Raw genomic sequence first — 19,772 nt, 5'->3', positions numbered from 1 at the left:
TATTGAAGCGGCAGCCTGAGCCCCTTCGGGCCGATAAGCACTACAGCACCTTTCCAAATAACAATCTAGCAATACAACAATCTAGCAATGGAAACAATATAAGTTAATCATTCTGCCCGGTAGATAAATGTTAGCTAAAAATCATAAGCTTAACAATCCAATTTTAAACGTTTTAACTTTCTAACTAAATCTTACATTTGCAGTATGGATACTGGCTTACAGCTTTATAATACGCTTTCACGCAAAAAAGAACTTTTTCAACCCTTAAATGCACCCAATGTTGGGATGTATGTTTGCGGTCCTACTGTTTACAGCGATGTTCATTTGGGCAATTGTCGCACTTTTATTTCTTTCGATTTAATTTTCAGGTATCTTAAATATGCTGGTTATAAGGTGCGTTATGTGCGTAACATTACCGATGCAGGCCATTTGGAAGGCGATAGGGATGAGGGTGATGATAAGTTTGCAAAGCGTGCGAAATTGGAACAACTTGAGCCAATGGAAATTGTACAGAAATATACTTTGGGTTTCCATGATGTATTGCGCATGTTCAATACACAGCCGCCAAGTATCGAACCTACTGCTACAGGTCATATTATCGAACAGATTGAAATGATTAAGGTAATTATTGCCAATGGTTATGGTTACGAAGTGGATGGCAATGTATATTTTGATGTAGAAAAATATAGTAAGGAATACAATTATACGATTTTAACCAACCGCAACCTCGAAGACATGCTGAACAATACCCGCGAACTGGGTGGACAGGATGAGAAACGCGGAAGGTTAGATTTTGCGCTCTGGATAAAAGCAAAACCGGAAACTTTAATGCAATGGCAATCGCCATGGGGCATTGGCTTTCCAGGATGGCATATTGAATGTTCGGCCATGAGCGCCAAATATTTGGGTGCAGAGTTTGATATCCATGGGGGTGGAATGGATTTAGCGGCTACGCACCATACCAATGAAATTGCACAATCGGAAGCTTGCAGCCATAAACAGCCTGCGCGCTATTGGATGCATACCAATATGCTTACCGTAAATGGCACACGCATGTCTAAATCTGCAGGTAATGGTTTCCTTCCTTTAGAATTGTTTACTGGTGACCACCCTCTACTGAAAAAAGGTTATAACCCAATGACGGTAAAGTTTTTTATGTTGCAGGCGCATTACCGCAGTACTTTGGATTTCTCTAACGATGCCTTGGATGCTTCGGAAAAAGGATTCCGCCGTTTAATGTCAGCAATTGGTCTGCTGGATAAATTATCGGTTTCTGAACAGAATGATTTCGATATTGATGCATTGAAAGAAAAATGCATTAATGCGATGAATGACGACTTTAACAGTCCGATTTTGGTTGCCGAGTTATTTGAAGCCGTTCGTATTATCAATACCGTTTACGATGGTAAAGGAAAAATTTCTGCCGATGCTTTAGAAAAGTTAAAGCAATTGATTAATGATTTCGTATTCGGTATTTTAGGTTTGAAAGATGAGGATGCTGGTGGAAATGACTTAAATGGCGTTTTAGAGATGGTGATTAACTTACGGACTGAAGCAAAAGCGAATAAAGATTATGCAACATCTGACCGGATCCGCATAGGCTTACAGGAATTGGGTATCCAGCTTAAAGATGGCAAAGAGGGTACAACCTGGAGTAAGGCCTAGTTAGTTCTGAGAATGATCATCTCCTCAAGGGCGATGGATTAATCGCGAAAAAATACATTCTGGGCATTTTGAATTCATCAAGGAGTCTGTCCCCTTTGAAGGGGGCAGGAGGATTAAACATAGATGGAATAAGCTTATGAACAACTATAACCCTAAACTAAAAACTTTTGCCAGAGCTCATCGAAATGATAGTACCAAAGCGGAGATAAGAATGTGGTGCGAATTGTTGAGGAATAAGAAACTGTTGGGATATCCTTTTTTAAGATAGCGGCCGATTGCGAATTATATAGCCGATTTTTTCTCAAAGGATTTAAAGTTGGTCATCGAGGTTGATGGACTTTCGCATGAATGAGAAGGTCAATTTCAAAAGGATCAGATACGAGAAAAGGTTTTTAGGATGTTGGGCTTTAATATCCTACGGTTTACTGATGATGAAGTAATGCAAGATATTGAAAATGTAGATAGGACGATTAAACATTATATTGGAGTGTGGGAGAAGGAGCATCCTCGTACTAAATAAGAAGTCAATGCATCCATCCCCTTGCCCCTTTCCAAGGGGGACGAGCTATCTCGGGAAAATCTGTCCCATTCTTAGGGAACGGGGAAATACAAAACCAGCGCATGCAAAATCGTCGGAATTAAAAAATAGAATATTAGCATGGACAATTACCACTACAATCGTAAACTTTTTGCCAGAGCTCATCGGAATGACATTAGAAATATAGCAACCAATCGGGAAGTGCTTTAGGAGCCATTTAAAGAGAAAATAAGGAATTTAATGTGTAATTGTTAATTACTTTTAAGGTCGTGCATTAAAGAAAATTTTATATTCGCTAAACATATTATCTTAATTAATAATGAAACAATTATTTTCAACTGCAATAGCTTCACTTTTAGCCTTAAGTGCTTTTGCTCAAAAAAGCGACGGAACAACCAAATCTTTAATAAATGCTGAAAAGGATTTTGCTAAGTCAATTGCCAAAAATGGAGATAAAGAAGCCTACATAGACTATTCAACCACAGGTACTTTAGTATTCAGGCCCAATCCTGTTAACGCTAAAACTTTTTATGCGGGTAAGGCAAATGCTGAAAAAGAGATATCATGGACGCCAAATTTGGCAAAGGTATCGCGTAGTGGCGATTTAGGTTTCACTACCGGGCCGTATGAAATCGGAACTTCAGAAAAGAAATACGGTCAATACTTATCGATCTGGAAGCCGGAAAACGGCAGATGGAAATTAGTTGTTGATTTAGGAACGGAAAGCAATAAACCTTTAGCTAAATCTAGCCCACAGTTTATTGAACCTAAAGATCATTTTGCTCCAAAGTTCTTAAATGAAAAAGAAATTAAGGCTGGGAAGGATATTATCTTAACTACCGAAAAAACATTAAATACTTTGTTAAAAACACATGGAATTGCAGCATTTGGCGGCTTTTTAACCAACGATGCACGTTTACTTTTCCCAGGTAACGAAGCCATTGATGGAAAAGGAAAAATTATTGCTTTTTATAATGGAATGATCAGCAAAATTAACCTGAAAACAACAGGGGTAGATAAAGCAATCGGTAGTGATTTGGCTTATACCTATGGTGTTGCTACTATTGATTACAAAGCCGATTTACGTGAAAGTTTTAACTACGTTTTCGTTTACGAAAAAGCAGCCGATGCCAGCTGGAACTTAATTGTACAGGCTTTTGTACCTGCAGAAAGATAAATACAAATGTGAATTAAAGAAGGGCTATCTATAAAAAGAGGCCCTTTTTTCATTTTAGCATTTTACCTTCACCTGTAGTTAGGATCAGATTTAGCTTAATATTATACCCTATTTTGAGCGTTTACAACTTCCATTTATGTTGGTTATTAAAGTTGTCAACTCACTAATAAAATGGCGCATTTTACGTTTAAAGATCATGCATAAAAATTTACTTCTATTCTCCGTTCTCGTTTTATTTTGTTTTAACGTTTCGGCACAAAAGAAAAGGTTCGATTTACAGGGCAAAGCCGGCGCACGTGGCATTATGCCCGAAAACACCATCGAAGGTATGCTAAAAGCATTAGATTTAGGCGTTACCACTTTAGAAATGGACGCCGTGATTTCGAAAGATAAACAGGTGGTACTTTCGCAGGAGCCTTATTTTAACAACGAAATTTCGCTTCAGCCCAATGGGAAAGCCATCACCTTAAAAGACCAGAAGAATTTCAATATCTACAAAATGGACTATGAGCAGGTTAAAAAGTTCGATGTAGGCAGTAAGGTGCACAACCGTTTTCCGGGACAGATGAAATTTAAGGCTTACAAACCCCTGCTCTCTGCAACCATAGATGCTGCAGAGGCTTATGTGAAAGAACACAAACTGGCTAAACCGATGTACAGTATTGAAACAAAAACGATTAAAAACGGCGATAACGAATTCCACCCTGAGCCTGCAGAGTTTGTAGACCTTATTATGGAGGTAATCAATGCCAGGAAATTAAGCAAAAGAGTCATTATCGAATCGTTTGATATGAGAACGCTTCAATATCTGCATGAGAAATACCCTAAAATACAAACTTCATTATTGATTGATGAAAAAGAACCCTTTGAAGATTATATTGATAAATTAGGATTTAAACCGACTATTTATAGTCCCTATTCCGTTCTGGTTGGTAAAGGTCTGGTAGACCGCTGTCATGCGATGGGCATCAAAATTATTCCCTGGACTGTAAATACGGTAAAGGAGCTTAAATATTTTATGGATTTAGGTGTCGATGGTGTGCTTACCGATTACCCTAATATTATGAGACAGTTGAATAACTAACCTAACATTTGGTATCTCACTGACAGAATAAATAGTAACTAAGCTGATTGGTGTGACACCAACCAATAGAGAGGGCGGGATAGATCAAACAAAAAAAGCGCAGATTTTAGCGCTTTTTTTGATCTTTACTAATGCCTAGTGGTGCGATTCAGGAGCTTCCGTGTGGTGTGCTTCAGTTTTCTCATGTGAAGAAGTTTCTTCATCATGGTGGAAAATTGGTCTTGTGAAAGCCACTAGCAGGATTAAAACAATAATCCAAGCCGTTAATGGTAATGCCCAAATGCCTTTAGTTTGCTGAACTGGCGCGTGTGAATCGTGAGCTGACATATCGAATATTTTTGATTTAAGAATTTATGCTTTGTAATTGTGTGGTAAAGATAATAACAAAATTAAAATAAAAAGATAAAATGGCGATTTGTATGTAAAAGCATAAGGGATAAAAGGCCTGGCCTTTTATCCCTGTAAATCGTAAACCATTTTTTTGGTGCTGTTCATTTTGCTTTTGATGCGGTTCTGATGCTCAAGTAAAGCACCATGTTCATCCTGAACGGCATTAAACAGTTCTGCTTTTTTAAATAGTTGGCTGCCTCTGTAAAATTTTGCTGTTGTTCTGCATGCAAACCTAAACTTTCATAAATGTGGGCTTCGCAAACACCTGCAACGCTTAAAGCTTTATCGGCAATCTGTTTAACCAGCTTATGCATTTTTAGCGTAATCACCAGCTTTAAGTAAGGCTCGTAAACCTCAGGAAAATCGGCGTCGAGTTCGGTGCAGCGTTTGTAATAATAACCAGCGGTTTTGTAATCCTTAAAACGTTCATGATAAATATCTCCCAATTGAAAATAACCCCTGGCGTAATCAGGATCAAAGGCAATAAGTTCATTAAAATATTGAAGTGCTTTAGGCAGCTCGCCCCAGTGCAATTCTTCAATAGCCTGTAGATATTTTTCTTCTACAGTGGTATAAATGTCCATAACGGATATAATTAATTTTGTTAAGCGGTATTTTGCTTAACAAATGGATAATAAATGATTTTTAAATTTGGATTTTATTGTGTTGAACAGTAAAACCGAGCTAAGGGTTGGGAAGGAAATTTAAGTCAATACCCAAGCCCTTTATGCCACAAGACGGGCTAAAGCTTAACTGTTGGATATGTAGTTGACGTAGCATTTCTGTAAATTTGATGCAAAGATATTTATTTTCAGTGAATTGCAAATTATTTTTTCGATTGATCAGCTCTTCATCCTGATAAGTGCATTTTTAATCTGCCTCCTATGCCTTAAAATATGAACAATGGCATGCTCTAGCATCTGTTCTACATCGTATTGTTGCCCCCACCTTGTGTTGATCTTTTTTGATTGATCGAACTCTTCCATGGTGATGTCGGGATTTCTGGCGAAAAAGTCCTCGTTATATTTGAGCGCTTCCCGGAGCCTTGAAATATAGGCTGCCACCTGATCAAATTGCAATCGTTCCGGCCTGGTAGTTTCTAATCCGATGGAGTTTTCGATATAAACGGCATAACTGAACATTGAGGCAGTTACATGCGTTAAAATAGTTTGGATGGAAATACAATCTGTATTTGAACTTTCTGGCTCAATGGTTTTCAGTAGTTGCTGTTGGCTGATTAGTTCAATTACTTCAATCAGCTCATCAACTGCTTTTTTATATTCATCCATTAGTGCAGCAATTGCACCGGTAAGGTTATTGGCTTCCATCGTTAAACAAATATAATTGTTTGCAGTGAGTTGATTTAGTAAATAACTCCCTTTAATTCCCGTCATTTGGAGCGGAGAGCAAAGCAGCGGGTAACGAGATGACGACTTTTCTATCCAAATCTGTTTTGAGAAATTTAGCTTAACATCTTTCCTGCAAAGTATGCGCTGATCCCAATATTAAAATCAGGGCGGTTAACGCCACGACTAAAGTTTTACAATAAATCTTTAATAATTTTCTCGATTGATAAACCTTCAGCTTCCGCACGATAGTTACGCACAATACGGTGACGTAAAATAGGCTCTGCTACAGCTTTCACATCTTCAATATCAGGAGAATATTTTCCGGTTACTGCGGCATGGCATTTTGCGCCTAATACTAAAAACTGTGAAGCACGCGGACCTGCACCCCAGCTAATGTATTTATTAACGGCATCGGTAGCAAACTCACTGTTTGGACGGGTTTTAGCAGCCAGCTTAACAGCATATTCCAAAACGTTATCGGTAATGGGAATATCGCGGATCAGTTTCTGGAAATATTGTATATCATCTGCATGGATAACTTTCTGCAGTTGGGTGGTTTTATTACTGGTGGTGTTTTTTACGATGTTCAACTCATCTGCAAAGGCAGGATAATTTAATTGAATGTTGAACATGAAACGATCTAATTGGGCTTCAGGCAGGGGATAAGTTCCTTCTTGTTCAATAGGGTTTTGTGTGGCCAAAACGAAAAATGGTTTTGGTAGAATATGGGTCTGTCCAGCTGCGGTAACCGATTTCTCCTGCATGGCTTCTAACAAAGCTGCCTGGGTTTTCGGTGGTGTACGGTTAATCTCATCAGCAAGGATAATATTGGAAAAAACAGGCCCTTTTATAAATTTAAAGTGCCTGTCTTCTCCTAAAATCTCTGCGCCAATAATATCGCTTGGCATTAGATCGGGTGTAAACTGAATCCGGTTAAAATCGAGGTCTAAAACGGAAGCAACGGTTTGTACAAGTAAAGTTTTAGCCAAGCCTGGTACGCCAACCAACAAACAGTGTCCGTTGCTAAAAATGGCGATTAAAACAGATTTGATGATGTCATCTTGTCCAACTACTACTTTGCTTATTTCGGCTTTTATATTGTTGAAAGATTGATGAAGTGCATCAACAGCTTCTACTTCGTTCTTATACTGCATTGGTATTATTTTGCGGCTGTGGTTTTAGTCCAGATTTTTAATTCATCACAGGTATTAAATTCATCGTCGATTTTAATGTAGGTGCTCTCGCGACGTTTTTCAAACCATTCGCTTAAAGTACGATTAATTTTATCACTTTGTGCGGCATCTCTGATTTTTGGGAAATCTTGAGCTAAGTTTGCTTTGTGTGGTGGAATTTTAGATTTTAAATACAAAATACGGTACCCTTGTTTTCCATCAGCTGCAGTAAATAAATCAGGTTTGGAAATGCCACCAATTTTCATAGTATCGATTACCAAAAATACCGATGGATCTAATTTATCAACAGGAATAAAAGTACTTCTGGCCTGAACATTTTCAGCATTAAGCATCATACCGCCATTGTATTTACTCTCTTTATTGTCTGAATAAAGGTTTGCCGCAGCAGCGAAACTTAATTTTTTACCGATAATGTTATTGTAAATACTATCTGCATGTAATTTTAAGCGTGTTAAACTTTCTGGTGTGGTTTTAGGTGTAATTAAAATATGTCTAACGTGTACCTGCTCACCTCTACGCTCTAAAACCTGTAAAAAGTGGAAACCGTAATCTGTTTCGAATACTGGCGAAATTTCTCCGGCTTTTAATTTAAACGCCCAGGCTGTAAATTCTTTAACCATGGTATTCCTGTCGATAAAACCATAATCACCCCCATCTGAAGCAGAACCTGGATCTTCAGAATAGGTTTTAGCTAAAACGCCCATATCTTCGCCACTTTTAACCCTTAATCGAAGGGCTTCAATTTTATCGCGGAATTTCTGTTTTTCCGCTCTGGTTAACTGTGGATTTAAAATTACTTCACCAACCTCAACCTCGGTATTAAATTCTGGAATACTATCGCCTAAAGATTTGAAATATTTTTCAACCTCCATTGGCGTAACGTTAATGTTTTCGGTAATTTTTTGCTGCATTTTCTGTGCAATCAATTCATCTTTTACTGATGGTCTGATTTCATCCTTGTACTGTAAAACCGATTTGTTCAGGAATTGCTCCAAACGCTCTTGCCCACCTGCACGTTGCATGCTGTAACGCATACGCTTATTTACTTCATCATCAACCGCACCATCCTCAACCATTACCGAATCGATCTCAGCCTGTTGTTTAAGTAACTTTTGGGTTAAGGTTTGTTGTAATATCTTACATTTAATATCATTGTTCGGTTGGTTTCCCTGATAAAGATATTGAGTGTATTGTTGGTTTAAATCTGACAGTAGGATAATATTATTTCCTACAACAGCAGCAACTTTATCTACCGTGTGCTTTTGAGCGAAACTGTTTAAAAACAGGCAAATTAAAGCGGTTGCTACTAAAAAAACTTTCTTCATTCTATTTATTATATTTTGCAAATTTAATACTTATGGTAAAAAGATCAGGTCGGTTATAATTTGGCAAGCTTTTTCAACTCGTTTTCATTAATTTTGATCTGATATTTTTGTTTCAGGCTTTTTAGCCATTTTTCTTCTAAACTAAGTTGGTAATCAGCAATTACCTCTCCTCTAACTTCGTTTATAGGTTTATTATAATTTTGTTGGTTTTTGATGTAAAATTCATTTATCGCCTGCTCGTCTTCCTGTGCCCTGTTCCATATTTTTTGTTCCGAAACATTAAACATTAAAACACCTTCGCGGTATTCATTCAACAAGAAATCATGATCTTTGCTACTGACTCCAGCTTTTTTATGTGTAGCCAATGCATCCTCATAAGTTTTAACTTCTTCCTGGTAACCAGCGTTTTTATCCAATCCCATTTCGCGGGCATCTAAAACCTTAAGCTTAAAATTTATATACAAGTTTAAATAAGCCTGTAAAGTATCATACGCAGCACTAACGTTTCCATTATGGCTTTTTTTGTATGCCCACATAAATTCTTTAGCACTTATTGATTTACCATTTACCACAGCCACGTTTTGTGCAAACGAAATGCTATAAATAAAGCTAAAAACAAATAGGCAGTAAGCTTTCTTCACGCAGAACACTCTATAAATTTTAAGGGATAAAAGTAACAATTAGCGACGCTATTATAAGATATTTAACTAATTTTAACAGAAATTATTATCCGACAAAAATACAAATGGAAAACCAGGTTACCAACAATGCGAATGCTTTACGTTTATTTTTTACTGAAGAAGTTTTTTTGGTAAAGGATGAAAGCATAGAAATTCTGCCTTTACGTGACCCTGAGCCAGTTTTGGCTGTCGAAACGGTTTCTGTTAAGGCGGCAGAAGAAGCTGTTTTAAAGCCAGAAACGACGCAAATTCCTGGGATTAATCCTACAAATCCCCCTAAAGTTTATCCGCAAGGCCCTGAAATTCCGCATATTGTGGCCGAACCAGTGCCTGAAAAAACGTTTAAATTTTTAGGTGGAAATAAAAAATCAGTACTCATTTTAGTCAATGATTGTGAACATGATGTAAGTACCGAACAAGGCAGAGAACTGTTGCGGAAAATTGTTAAAGCTGTAGATTTAGGTACGCCCGATTTTGCCATTCTAAATTATTCGAATTATAAGGGAACAGATTTCGTAGAATTAAAACGGTTTTTTAAACCTGCCATTATGTTGTCTTTCGGAGTAGAGTTTGCCGAATTGCGGCTGAACCTTACCTGGCAGAATGAAATCATCGTCCACGAAACCACCAGAATTATCTTTGCTCCAAACCTCCATCATCTTGATAGTGATTTAACCGCTAAAAAGACACTTTGGGGGCATCTGCAGAAAATTAAATAAGTCGGTAACAAAGACACGGTTAATCTTTCAAACCCTACACCCTACACCCTACACCATTTACCTTTTCCTAAAATGAAAAAACTTGTATTTGCTACCAATAACCAACATAAAACTGAAGAAATACGCGCTGCACTTGAAGATAAATATGAAGTGTTAAATCTGGAAGATATTGGTTGTTTGGTTGATATTCCTGAAACTGCTGATACTTTTGAAGGCAATGCAACTTTAAAAAGCAGTTATGTGGTTGAACATTTTAATTTGGATTGTTTTGCCGACGATAGCGGTTTGGAGGTTGAAGCTTTAAATAACGAACCTGGCGTTTACTCTGCCCGATATTCTGGCAGCCGCGATAGCTTAGAAAATATTCAAATGGTTTTGGCCAGGCTTGAGGGGAATTCCAATAGAAAAGCAAGGTTTAAAACGGTGATCTCCTTAATGCAGGATGGTAAAAATCATATTTTTGAAGGTACAATAGCGGGTACAATCAGAACAGCAGTATCAGGTTCGAAGGGTTTCGGTTATGATCCTGTTTTTCAGCCGGATGGTTACGATATTACCTTTGCTGAGATGGATATGGCAGAAAAGAATAAAATCAGCCACAGGGCTCTCGCACTAAAAAAGATGCTGGATTTTTTGAGGGGATAGAACTATAGACTTTACTGAATATTAAAATATGATGGGTCGTCATTTCGACCGTAGTGGAGAAATCTTTGAACTTTTTATCAAAAGATTTCTCCATTCCGCTGCGCTCCAGTCGAAATGACGATCACACTTATTACATTTTATCAACCACCTTTTTTACCTGAACAGAATCTTTTTTTATCTGAACTGAGTCCTTTTTTGGTAGGATAGGTTTAATGCCAAAATTGGTTGTCGGCCGGTTTAACCTGAAGCGATTTCTTATCTACATTTAAGCTGTCTTTTCCCAAAGTGCTTTTTGGTTTAACAACAGGTGTCGTTATTGATGGTTTACCTGCCGGGCTTGCCGCTTTCGCACCTGCTGCAGTTTTACCCACAACCGTTTTGGCCTTTGCTTTGGGCTTGGGTTTTCCTGATGAGCCTATCGCATCTTTCTTTGATTTCGGACGTTCTGTGGGTTTCCATGAAAACCCTTTTAATACATGATCCTTTGCAATCGTATTTTCGGGATTCAAAGCCCCTTCTATCCCCTTGATATAAACAATTTCCTCAATGGCATTTTCCTTATCCTTAAAGATGAACTTTATCCTGCTGCTTAGGGTTTGGTTCATTTCTTTATAAACTTTTGTGCTATCGTCCTGGGTATAATAAATGCTCTCCGCATTACCATCTACATACAGGTTTTTGAATTTTCCGTTGGAAAAGAAACCCGTCATCAACCTACCTTTTATTTGGTTAAACCTTAACGAATCTTTTGGCGTATTTACTAAAAATGCATTTCTAAATGCCTGTAAATTATTGAGTTTCTTATTCTTGAACTGTACAAATATGGTGTCGCCAACCTGCTGAGAACCTTCCGACCAGATGATCGGGTTGCTGTAGCAACGTAAAGTAGAATCGGCACTGGTGTAGAACAGACTATCGGTTTTGGCCTGTATGTTCGTTTTAAAAATCTTAACGCCATGGTAGGCCTTAATAATACGCGTTTGAATAGTATCGGCTGGGTTAAGTTTGGTCGTATCTGTTTTTAATGCTCCGGCTTTTAAATTTCCCAGAACTTTTGCTAAGCTATCTTTGGCGCCAGATTTTGTTATCTTATTTTGAAGGCTATCGACTTTCGTTTTTGAAATTTCCTTCATAATTGGAGAAGCTTTGCCGGTAATCTTTTTTTGCAAACTATCGATTTTGGTTTTCGATACATTCTTTGTAATCGAATTAGTTTTGTTTACTAGTTTTTCAAGACTATCTGTTTTGAGTTTAGGCAGGTTTTTGATAATAGAATCGGCTTTTCCCTTTAAAAGGTTACTTTTTTGCAAACTATCTGGATTAAGCTTGGGAAGTCCTTTGCTAAGTGAGTCTACTTTCGATTTTAAACTATCGACGTTTTTATCCTTCAGGTTAAGCAGGTCCTCTGCTTCGGCATCGCCTTTGTTCTTCTTCTTTTTGTCAGCCTTGCTATTTCTGGCATTACGTTTATTTTTGTCTTCTTTTTGGGTTGATTCAGCTTCTGGTTTAAATTTTGGCTCACCTTTTCCTTTCTTTTCGCCGGTATCTTCATCGTCTTCGCCAACCTGATTATCGGCTTTGATTGAAATTTTAGGGATTAACTTTAAGGTTTTTTGCAGTACCATTTGCGTTTCCAGTGTATCTGCACCCATCCATAAACTATCAGGCCTTTTTTTATTCTTCACCATGATCGAATCTTCAGTGCCTATTCCCAGGTAGGCATTTCGTGTTACCAATGTGCGTTGATCCAGTTTGTAGTAATAGCCTAAATCACCGAACATTTTCATCTTATCTTTCGTATCAGAGAAAACAATGTTTTTAACCGCTTTACCAACACCTTTCTTACCATAATAGTACAAACTATCTCCTTTTAACGATCTGGTACCCTGTGTATATAGATTTTTCTTTCCGAAAAAAGCATCCTCAGTCATCGTATTATACTGACCATTTTCGGTGTAAAGATTATCGTCTTTTCCCTTGATGTTGGTTGGGCCATAAAAGTAGGTCCATTTATCCTGGGTATTATAGCTCATCGTATCCGATTTTATGACCGATTGAGGCGTAACGACTACCACATCGTATTTAAAGTAGGCTACGTTTCTTTCACTAAAATAATAGCCGTTTTTACTCGTTAACGTTACTTCTTTGTTTACAATTTTGCCGCCACTGGTATAGGTTCCTATTTTGGTGAGGGTATTGTAATCTAAAATATTAGTGGTTAGAGTTGAGGTTAGATCCCTCATTACTACATTTCCGGTTAAATGCGCCTGCTTTTTATTTCCATCGTATTCAAGCTGATCGGAATAGATATCTGTATTTTCTTGATGGATATGAACGCTTCTGTAAGCCTCGAAATAGTTTCTTTCGCTATAAAAAATAGCGCTATCGCAAGTTAAGGTCGCATTGTCTTGTTGGAAAACCGGATTCCGTAAATAGCTGACCTTATTTTTAACATCCCCGGTTATTTTAGAAAACGAAACGATTTTAATCTTCGAAGCAGGTTGCTGGCCGAATAAAAATACTGGACTGATTAGAAAGAGTAAAAAGACAAATAGTTTTTGCACACTACAAAGTTAGTTTTTTGTTCCGAACGTTCGGAATACCAGTTAAAATTAAATATTTTTGAAGGATGTTACCCCTAAGCCAATTTCAGGATTTTATTGAACAGCAAAAATTATTTGATCAGGGTAATCGTATTCTTTTGGCTGTAAGTGGGGGAAGGATTCGGTATTAATGCTGCATTTGTTTAAAGCAATAGGCGTTGATGTTGGTGTGGCTCATTGTAATTTTAATTTACGGGCTAATGAAGCACAACGCGATGAAAGTTTTGTTGCATTATTGGCCAAAAATTTTGGATTACCTTTTTATGTAACGCATTTTGATACCAAAAAATATGCGGCCGAAAATAAAGTTTCTACCCAGATGGCCGCACGCGATCTGCGTTATAACTGGTTTGAAGAAATTAGGCGTACAGAAGGATACGATTACATCGCATTGGCACAACACCAGAACGATGCGGTAGAAACCGTACTCATCAACCTTACCCGTGGCACAGGCATAAGTGGATTGCACGGTATCTTACCTAAACGTGATTTACTGATCAGACCCTTGCTTTTTTAAACCAGCAGCAAATTGATGAGTTGGTAAGGGTTAATAACTTAGATTTTGTAGAGGATAGTTCGAATGCAAGTACAAAATATGTCAGGAATAAAATCAGATTACAGGTAGTACCGCATTTGCAGGAAATCAACCCTAATCTCGAAAAAACATTTTCCGAAAATATTGCGCGCTTTGCGGAATTAGAGACTTTGTTAAATATTCAGGTTCAGAAACTTGCTGTTGAAATTCTAAATAAAAGAAATGATGGCATTTATATTTCCCTGGATGAAATTTCTAAATTAAACCCCCAAAAACTATTGCTTTACGAGTTGCTTAAACCTTTTAATTTTGATGAAAATGTAATACAGGAAATTCTAGACAGCTTAAAGGCTCTGAGTGGTACGCATTTTTTTAGCACTACACATCAGGCGATTATCGACAGAAACGACCTGGTTATTGTTGAAAAGAACACAACGGTTACCGCTAACCAATTTATCCATCCAACAACAGAAAGCATTGCTTTTGCCAATGATGAAGTTTTATTGACGTTTACTGAAGAGGTGAAATTCGAAGTGAATTTGAACAAAGCTTTTGTTAATGCTGATAAATTAATTTTTCCGTTAGTATTGAGAAATTGGCAAAATGGAGATAAATTTATTCCACTGGGTATGCGTAATCTTAAAAAAGTTAGTGATTATTTTATCGACGAGAAGGTTCCGCTACATTTAAAAAGTGTTACCCCGATTCTGGTTAACGGGAACGGTGAAATTGTTTGGATTGCAGGTATGCGTCAGGACAACCGATATAAATTAACTTCAGCAACAAAAAAGTTGCTATATTCGAACTCAAAATTAAATAAGTGGAAAGCAAATACGCCTACATCGAAAAACAATACATCGGCCGTGATTATGTGCGCATTTTTATCAGGTTAATTATGGCTGCTTTCTGTTTTGCCGCCTATGTTTACGAGCGCGATCGTGACAATACCCAAGATCTTTTCCTTGTAGTAGGCTTCGGAATCATAGGTGTTTCAATGCTTTTGCTTTTCCTTATTCAGTATAAAATTGTGGTAGATAATGGTAGCATGATCCTGGATGGCCTTTGGACAACCAAGAGGGTTAAGATTGACCTAAATAGCATTGTTGATGTACGTAAAGCTACTTACAGCCGTTATTTTTTAATAATCCGGTTTACAACCTGCATACAAAAGGTACGATTCGTTTTTATTCATCAGGTAAGGATGCAGTGGTTTTAACCGATAGGGATGGCTTAGAATATTTTATTGGTACCCAGAGGCCAAATGAACTATTCCTTGTTTTAAAAGAAGAAATGCGCGGCCTTAAATAATTTAATTTTTCATTCTCCATCTACTCCATTTTCGATTACTGTTTCTGGTTTTAGCCCTGGCCTGGTAGCTATCTGATGAAGTCGCATTGCGAAGGGAAATTAATAATCGCATGTTATTACATTATTGCAATAAACCGACACGCATTATAGATTAAAATCGGCTACATTTGCGGTAACAACAATACATTTACGATGAAGATAGGAATTGTTTGCTACCCCACTTTTGGCGGTAGTGGAGTAGTTGCAACAGAACTTGGTAAAGCACTTGCTAACGAGGGACACCAGGTGCACTTTATTACTTATAGTCAGCCCGCGAGGCTCGATTTCTTTTCTTCCAATCTGTTTTATCACGAGGTATCAGTAAGGGATTATCCGCTTTTCGATTATGCTCCATACGAATCCGCGCTGGCCAGCAAACTGGTAGATGTTGTTCGATTTGAACAATTGGATGTGTTACACGTTCATTATGCCATTCCCCATGCATCAGCAGCCTTTATGGCAAAGCAGATTTTGGCGAGTTATGGCCTTCATATTCCGGTAGTAACCACTTTGCACGGTACCGATATTACTTTAGTGGGTAAAGATCCAACCTATAAACCTGTTGTTACTTTTTCTATCAACCAAAGCGATGGTGTAACTACGGTGTCAGAAGATTTGAAAGAAGATACCTATAACCATTTCGAGATTACAAAAGAAATTAAGGTAATACCAAATTTTATAGATTTTTCGCGATTCAGTTTACAGGCAAAAGGACACTTTAAAAAAGCGATTGCACCAAATAATGAACGCATTTTAATCCATACCAGTAATTTCAGAAAAGTGAAACGTACGGCTGATGTGATCAGGATTTTCGAAAAAGTACAAACAGTTATTCCATCAAAACTATTAATGGTAGGGGATGGACCTGAACGTGCTTACAATGAGCAGCTTTGCAGATCGTTGAATATTTGTGAAAATGTAAGGTTTTTAGGCAAGCAAGATGCCGTAGAAGAAATTCTATCGGTCTCAGATCTTTTCTTGATGCCTTCAGAATCTGAAAGTTTTGGTTTGGCCGCATTAGAAGCAATGGCTTGTAAAGTACCGGCAATTACCACAAATGCTGGCGGTTTACCCGAACTTAATATTGACGGCTTCTGTGGTTACATGAGCAATGTCGGTGATGTAGAATCGATGGCCGCCCATGCCATTGAAATTTTAAAAGATGATGAAACGCTTAACCGTTTTAAAGAAAATGCGTTTAAAAGAGCACAGGATTTTGACCTGAAAAAGATCCTGCCAATTTATGTTAGCTATTATAAGGAAGTAATCGAAAACTCTTTGCAAGCTAAATATTAACAATATAAGTCTTACGTTATCTTTTAACCACGACCAGTCCCAGTTTCGGAAGATAAAAAGGATGCATAGAAATGATAAATCCTTGTTTATCTGTATGCATCTGTGGTTAAAAAATTTAAGTATTTTATAGAGAATTCCCTGGTTGATGATTAGTGTCAGCAATATTAAACAAATTAAACTTTCTCAAAATCAAATGATTATAAATTGTATCTTTGCAGCTTGAAACGGTTTGGAAGGTAAAAAAACCTAAATCATTTCGACAAAAATAAAAAGAGGTTATCCCAAATGAAGAAAATAGTTGATTACAGAAAGCTTTTGAGTGTAGATAAAAATGCTGAATTAAAAGAGCTTAAATCTGTGTACCGTACATTGATGAAAGATTGTCACCCTGATAAATTTCAGCAGGAAGAAGAGAAATTAGATGCAGAAGCCAGAAGTAAAGAAATTATCGAAGCTTATCATTTTCTGGTAAGTATTGCGCCAGAAACTCGCGAACAGAATATCGAAACGTACACGCAAACTACAACATTATCGAATATTCAGGATTTTGAATACAAACAACAGGTTTTAAATATCCAGTTTTTTGATGGAAGTGCTTACGAATATTTCGATGTGCCAAAAGCAATTTACGTGAAATTGGTTAACGCCGATTCTCCTGGTCGTTTTGCCCGTAGACATATTTTTAATGAATTCCCGTATCGTAATGTGGCCAGGGTTGCAGAACCAGTATAATAAACGATATTTATAATATTTAAGTGGTCCCAATGAAAATCGGGGCCATTTTTGTTTTACGATCTTTGATGCTGAACTTGTTTATCTATCAAGGTATTAAGATCCTGAATCAAATTTGTTAATTATTCAAAATCAAGGTATTCAGACCATTGCAATTCTTTTGGTAGTAGTTGATTGCTAAATTCTAAATGGATTACCCTTCTTTTTTGATTGTTTGTGGTTCTGCTTGAACTGTGCAGAAGCAATGGTTTCATGATCATGATGCCTCCCCGCGATACATTACAGCTAACTTCTTTTTCGATGCTCCAGTCGATTGTTTCTGGACGGTAAATGCCTTTACTGTGCGAATTCGGAATTACTTTTAGCGCGCCATTCTCTTCATTGGTATCATCAAGGTGGATGCGGATGGTAAAGTTACTTTCAAGGATATTTAACGGTGGCTGTACGGCGAACTGATCATGTTTCCTGGTGTAGGGTTCAAATCCTGGAATTTCTATTTTCTGGTCAACAGAAATAGTCAAATCCTGATGATAGGAAACAAACCAATTCGAAGTTTCGGGTTTGTCGAAATAGATTGATTTAACAAGGAAATAATCTCTCCCAAAAATTTCCCGTTTGATGGATTTTAGTTTTTTATTGAAAATTAGGTCTATAGCATCCGGAACTTCTTTTAAAAATCTGCGTATCGCAAAAAGATCGTCTGATTTCCTAAAGGACTCTTTTGTAGTATCTGCCCTGCTAATAGCCAACAAAATATCTTCAATTTCCTGATCGGTAAATACGCTATCAATCACGGAAAATCCTGATTCCTGAATTTCTCTTTCTTTAACCGTTACATCCATTACCTCAATTATTCAACATGGGTTTAAAGCGGTTATCTTTATTTCTTAAGTCTAATCCCCCTTCATAAACCGATTTTAGATTAATGAGGTAAAAACTCCAGCCATTGTGGCAACCCAACCGAATATTTCGCTTTGAATTGTCGTCTGCAGGAATGTTTTTTGAGTCAATTCTACAATGGTATATTCAAATTTTTCATGGAGTTTGATTTCAACCAGGCAATCTCCTGCAAAAGTAAACTGAAAATAATCTGTGCCATTTGCCTCGGTTACCGTTCCGTTTTCGATATCATCATACAGGTACCAGATCCATTTATACCGATCGCCTTTAAGTGCATTCTGCGTTTTATTGAGCAGAACTTTATTCTCGTCAGTAAATAATGCATCACTTAAAAACCATTTTTCAATTTCGCTGGCCTTTGTCCAGGAATTGTAGATGTCTTCAAGTTTTGCTTTAACGGCGATCCTGATGGTGAATTTGGTCCAATCGAAGTTTTCCACTGGCTAAATTTTGGCAGATTAATTAAAAACTAAACAAACCGGAGCACCAACATCGATTCTTTTACCACTATCGGTTAATTTACCCGTTATTTTGTTGCGGTTAAAAATAACAATGTCATTGGTATACTGATGTCCGATCAATAAGAATTTTCCGCTTGGATCAATCGTAAAATTTCTTGGTCCTTTTCCCAGGGTACTTACCGTTTCAATAAATTTCAATTTTCCGTTAGGTAAGATAGAGAATGCAGAAATGCTATTGGCATCACCACGGTTGGTTTCGTATAGGAATTTTCCATCGTCAGAAACGTGGATGTCTGCCCCGTCAACCTTGCCGGTAAAATCTTTTGGGGTTGTGCCGATCTCCTGAATTTTGGTCAAACTTCCATCTGCATAAGCAAAAACAGTTATACCGCCGTTAAATTCGTGTGCTAAATAAGCAAATTTTCCATTCGGACTAAAAGTAATGTGTCTTGGGCCAGTGCCTGCATTGGTTTTAAGCACCGATTTTACCGTTAATATTTTTTCTTTCGAGGTTGGATTATAATTGTAAATATAAGTTTGATCTTCGCCCAGGTCGTTAACAATTAAGTATTTATGGTCTGGTGTAAATTTTGTCATGTGCACATGAGCGCTTTCCTGTCTGCCTTTAGGATCGATGCTTTTTCCGGTATGTTTAATTATCTGTAAGGCTTCTGTTAAAGATCCATCAACTTTTCGTGAAAATACCGCTAAACTGCCACCGCTATAATTGGCTACAATTACGTTTTTAGCATCAACTGTAATAAAGCAGGGATCGGCACCATGACTGTCAACTTTGTTTAAAAAAGTTAAATCGCCTGTTTTGGCATCATATTTAAATGCGCTTACTGTACTGGTAGCTCCGGTTTCGTTAACGGCATAAACAAATTTGTTATCAGGTGAAATGGTTATGTAACTTGGATTAGCGGTGTTTTTTGCAATACTTTTTATGCTTGTAGCTGCTGTTAAGGCATTAAAGTTGTAAGTATAAATCCCTTCACTCTTTCCTGGTGCAGTATAGGTGCCGACAATGAGATTATAGTTGGTTTTTTGAGCGAAACTAAGGGTCGATAATATAGAAAGTATCAGCAATGGACTAAGTTTTTTCATGAAACGATGATATTGATTTTAACAAA

General features: G+C 37.4%; 20 protein-coding genes and 1 pseudogene. 11 read left to right on the top strand and 10 right to left on the bottom strand.

The genetic code is table 11. From position 1 onward, the window contains the following. Positions 1 to 204 precede the first annotated feature (204 nt). The 4 genes and pseudogenes from cysS (at position 205) to ACQ86H_RS25060 (ending at position 4,464) form a co-directional block, all read left to right on the top strand. Positions 205 to 1,665, top strand: a complete 1,461-nt coding sequence (gene cysS, locus ACQ86H_RS25075) for a cysteine--tRNA ligase (protein ID WP_431292864.1) — start codon at positions 205 to 207, stop codon at positions 1,663 to 1,665. A 316-nt stretch (positions 1,666 to 1,981) separates the two neighbouring features. Continuing rightward, positions 1,982 to 2,185: pseudogene (locus ACQ86H_RS25070) on the top strand (endonuclease domain-containing protein). A 337-nt stretch (positions 2,186 to 2,522) separates the two neighbouring features. Continuing rightward, positions 2,523 to 3,380 (top strand): DUF4440 domain-containing protein, encoded by an 858-nt coding sequence (locus ACQ86H_RS25065; RefSeq protein ID WP_138819939.1) that lies wholly within the window; start codon positions 2,523 to 2,525, stop codon positions 3,378 to 3,380. 196 nt (positions 3,381 to 3,576) lie between these two features. Further along, positions 3,577 to 4,464, top strand: a complete 888-nt coding sequence (locus tag ACQ86H_RS25060) for a glycerophosphodiester phosphodiesterase family protein (protein WP_431292863.1) — start codon at positions 3,577 to 3,579, stop codon at positions 4,462 to 4,464. A gap of 135 nt (positions 4,465 to 4,599) precedes the next feature. Here ACQ86H_RS25060 and ACQ86H_RS25055 read toward each other — a convergent pair whose 3' ends face one another. The 6 genes from ACQ86H_RS25055 to ACQ86H_RS25030 form a co-directional block, all read right to left on the bottom strand. Beyond that, complete coding sequence (locus ACQ86H_RS25055) at positions 4,600 to 4,791, bottom strand: hypothetical protein (RefSeq protein WP_431292862.1); 192 nt, start codon at positions 4,789 to 4,791, stop codon at positions 4,600 to 4,602. Positions 4,792 to 4,955: 164 nt separating this feature from the next. Next, positions 4,956 to 5,438, bottom strand: a complete 483-nt coding sequence (locus ACQ86H_RS25050) for a tetratricopeptide repeat protein (protein ID WP_431292861.1) — start codon at positions 5,436 to 5,438, stop codon at positions 4,956 to 4,958. 258 nt (positions 5,439 to 5,696) lie between these two features. Next, a complete protein-coding gene (locus ACQ86H_RS25045) occupies positions 5,697 to 6,182 on the bottom strand; it encodes a DinB family protein (RefSeq protein WP_431292860.1) in 486 nt (161 codons plus the stop codon). 212 nt (positions 6,183 to 6,394) lie between these two features. Further along, positions 6,395 to 7,357 carry an AAA family ATPase gene (locus ACQ86H_RS25040; protein ID WP_138819943.1) on the bottom strand — a complete coding sequence of 321 codons (963 nt, stop codon included), beginning with the start codon at positions 7,355 to 7,357 and terminating at the stop codon, positions 6,395 to 6,397. Between the two features lie 5 nt (positions 7,358 to 7,362). Further along, positions 7,363 to 8,721 carry a peptidylprolyl isomerase gene (locus tag ACQ86H_RS25035; protein WP_138819945.1) on the bottom strand — a complete coding sequence of 453 codons (1,359 nt, stop codon included), beginning with the start codon at positions 8,719 to 8,721 and terminating at the stop codon, positions 7,363 to 7,365. A gap of 53 nt (positions 8,722 to 8,774) precedes the next feature. After that, positions 8,775 to 9,362: a hypothetical protein gene (locus ACQ86H_RS25030; RefSeq protein WP_246862700.1), complete on the bottom strand. Its 588-nt coding sequence runs from the start codon at positions 9,360 to 9,362 to the stop codon at positions 8,775 to 8,777. A gap of 104 nt (positions 9,363 to 9,466) precedes the next feature. Here ACQ86H_RS25030 and ACQ86H_RS25025 point away from each other — a divergent pair, with 104 nt between their 5' ends. Both ACQ86H_RS25025 and ACQ86H_RS25020 read left to right on the top strand, forming a co-directional pair. Beyond that, positions 9,467 to 10,120: a hypothetical protein gene (locus ACQ86H_RS25025; RefSeq protein WP_431292859.1), complete on the top strand. Its 654-nt coding sequence runs from the start codon at positions 9,467 to 9,469 to the stop codon at positions 10,118 to 10,120. Positions 10,121 to 10,192: 72 nt separating this feature from the next. Then, the gene (locus ACQ86H_RS25020) at positions 10,193 to 10,765 is read left to right on the top strand and encodes a non-canonical purine NTP diphosphatase (RefSeq protein ID WP_431292858.1); all 573 of its coding nucleotides are present in this window, start codon (positions 10,193 to 10,195) and stop codon (positions 10,763 to 10,765) included. Between the two features lie 209 nt (positions 10,766 to 10,974). On the opposite strand, the gene ACQ86H_RS25015 is transcribed toward ACQ86H_RS25020, so the two are convergent. After that, on the bottom strand, positions 10,975 to 13,329 hold the full coding sequence (locus ACQ86H_RS25015) for an OstA-like protein (protein WP_431292857.1): 2,355 nt from the start codon (positions 13,327 to 13,329) through the stop codon (positions 10,975 to 10,977). Positions 13,330 to 13,507: 178 nt separating this feature from the next. On the opposite strand from ACQ86H_RS25015, the gene tilS (ACQ86H_RS25010) reads away from it, so the two are divergent. The 5 genes from tilS (ACQ86H_RS25010) (at position 13,508) to ACQ86H_RS24990 (ending at position 17,278) form a co-directional block, all read left to right on the top strand. Then, on the top strand, positions 13,508 to 13,885 hold the full coding sequence (gene tilS, locus ACQ86H_RS25010; RefSeq protein WP_431292856.1) for a tRNA lysidine(34) synthetase TilS: 378 nt from the start codon (positions 13,508 to 13,510) through the stop codon (positions 13,883 to 13,885). A gap of 20 nt (positions 13,886 to 13,905) precedes the next feature. Continuing rightward, positions 13,906 to 14,796 carry a tRNA lysidine(34) synthetase TilS gene (gene tilS / locus ACQ86H_RS25005; protein WP_431292855.1) on the top strand — a complete coding sequence of 297 codons (891 nt, stop codon included), beginning with the start codon at positions 13,906 to 13,908 and terminating at the stop codon, positions 14,794 to 14,796. Next, positions 14,724 to 15,119 (top strand): hypothetical protein, encoded by a 396-nt coding sequence (locus ACQ86H_RS25000; RefSeq protein WP_431292854.1) that lies wholly within the window; start codon positions 14,724 to 14,726, stop codon positions 15,117 to 15,119. The genes tilS (ACQ86H_RS25005) and ACQ86H_RS25000 overlap by 73 nt, the downstream gene beginning before the upstream one ends. Positions 15,120 to 15,403: 284 nt before the next feature. Further along, positions 15,404 to 16,546, top strand: coding sequence for an N-acetyl-alpha-D-glucosaminyl L-malate synthase BshA (gene bshA / locus ACQ86H_RS24995; protein ID WP_138819959.1), 1,143 nt, complete (start codon positions 15,404 to 15,406; stop codon positions 16,544 to 16,546). 285 nt (positions 16,547 to 16,831) lie between these two features. Beyond that, entirely contained in the window at positions 16,832 to 17,278 is a 447-nt protein-coding gene (locus ACQ86H_RS24990) for a KTSC domain-containing protein (RefSeq protein ID WP_138819961.1), read from the top strand. Positions 17,279 to 17,400: 122 nt separating this feature from the next. Here ACQ86H_RS24990 and ACQ86H_RS24985 read toward each other — a convergent pair whose 3' ends face one another. The 3 genes from ACQ86H_RS24985 to ACQ86H_RS24975 all read right to left on the bottom strand — a co-directional run bounded on the left by ACQ86H_RS24985 (position 17,401) and on the right by ACQ86H_RS24975 (position 19,746). Next, on the bottom strand, positions 17,401 to 18,120 hold the full coding sequence (locus ACQ86H_RS24985; protein WP_431292853.1) for a phytanoyl-CoA dioxygenase family protein: 720 nt from the start codon (positions 18,118 to 18,120) through the stop codon (positions 17,401 to 17,403). A 75-nt stretch (positions 18,121 to 18,195) separates the two neighbouring features. Beyond that, complete coding sequence (locus ACQ86H_RS24980; RefSeq protein ID WP_431292852.1) at positions 18,196 to 18,618, bottom strand: hypothetical protein; 423 nt, start codon at positions 18,616 to 18,618, stop codon at positions 18,196 to 18,198. 18 nt (positions 18,619 to 18,636) lie between these two features. Then, positions 18,637 to 19,746 carry a lactonase family protein gene (locus tag ACQ86H_RS24975; RefSeq protein ID WP_431292851.1) on the bottom strand — a complete coding sequence of 370 codons (1,110 nt, stop codon included), beginning with the start codon at positions 19,744 to 19,746 and terminating at the stop codon, positions 18,637 to 18,639. Positions 19,747 to 19,772 lie beyond the last annotated feature (26 nt).

The sequence above is a fragment of the Pedobacter sp. P26 genome (assembly GCF_050632135.1).
Taxonomy (GTDB): domain Bacteria; phylum Bacteroidota; class Bacteroidia; order Sphingobacteriales; family Sphingobacteriaceae; genus Pedobacter.
The sequence above is the reverse complement of the archived record's forward strand: the minus strand, read 5'-3'. Positions and strand labels throughout refer to the sequence as shown.

What these genes read in the sequence shown, in the direction of transcription:
- ACQ86H_RS25035 (WP_138819945.1), bottom strand. Translation starts at nt 8,721, where the DNA reads ATGAAGAAAGTTTTTTTAGTAGCAACCGCTTTAATTTGCCTGTTTTTA.
- ACQ86H_RS25045 (WP_431292860.1), bottom strand. Translation starts at nt 6,182, where the DNA reads ATGGAAGCCAATAACCTTACCGGTGCAATTGCTGCACTAATGGATGAA.
- ACQ86H_RS25060 (WP_431292863.1), top strand. Translation starts at nt 3,577, where the DNA reads ATGCATAAAAATTTACTTCTATTCTCCGTTCTCGTTTTATTTTGTTTT.
- ACQ86H_RS24985 (WP_431292853.1), bottom strand. Translation starts at nt 18,120, where the DNA reads ATGGATGTAACGGTTAAAGAAAGAGAAATTCAGGAATCAGGATTTTCC.
- ACQ86H_RS25020 (WP_431292858.1), top strand. Translation starts at nt 10,193, where the DNA reads ATGAAAAAACTTGTATTTGCTACCAATAACCAACATAAAACTGAAGAA.
- ACQ86H_RS25050 (WP_431292861.1), bottom strand. Translation starts at nt 5,438, where the DNA reads ATGGACATTTATACCACTGTAGAAGAAAAATATCTACAGGCTATTGAA.
- ACQ86H_RS25040 (WP_138819943.1), bottom strand. Translation starts at nt 7,357, where the DNA reads ATGCAGTATAAGAACGAAGTAGAAGCTGTTGATGCACTTCATCAATCT.
- cysS (WP_431292864.1), top strand. Translation starts at nt 205, where the DNA reads ATGGATACTGGCTTACAGCTTTATAATACGCTTTCACGCAAAAAAGAA.
- ACQ86H_RS25065 (WP_138819939.1), top strand. Translation starts at nt 2,523, where the DNA reads ATGAAACAATTATTTTCAACTGCAATAGCTTCACTTTTAGCCTTAAGT.
- ACQ86H_RS24975 (WP_431292851.1), bottom strand. Translation starts at nt 19,746, where the DNA reads ATGAAAAAACTTAGTCCATTGCTGATACTTTCTATATTATCGACCCTT.
- ACQ86H_RS25025 (WP_431292859.1), top strand. Translation starts at nt 9,467, where the DNA reads ATGGAAAACCAGGTTACCAACAATGCGAATGCTTTACGTTTATTTTTT.
- bshA (WP_138819959.1), top strand. Translation starts at nt 15,404, where the DNA reads ATGAAGATAGGAATTGTTTGCTACCCCACTTTTGGCGGTAGTGGAGTA.
- ACQ86H_RS24990 (WP_138819961.1), top strand. Translation starts at nt 16,832, where the DNA reads ATGAAGAAAATAGTTGATTACAGAAAGCTTTTGAGTGTAGATAAAAAT.
- ACQ86H_RS25055 (WP_431292862.1), bottom strand. Translation starts at nt 4,791, where the DNA reads ATGTCAGCTCACGATTCACACGCGCCAGTTCAGCAAACTAAAGGCATT.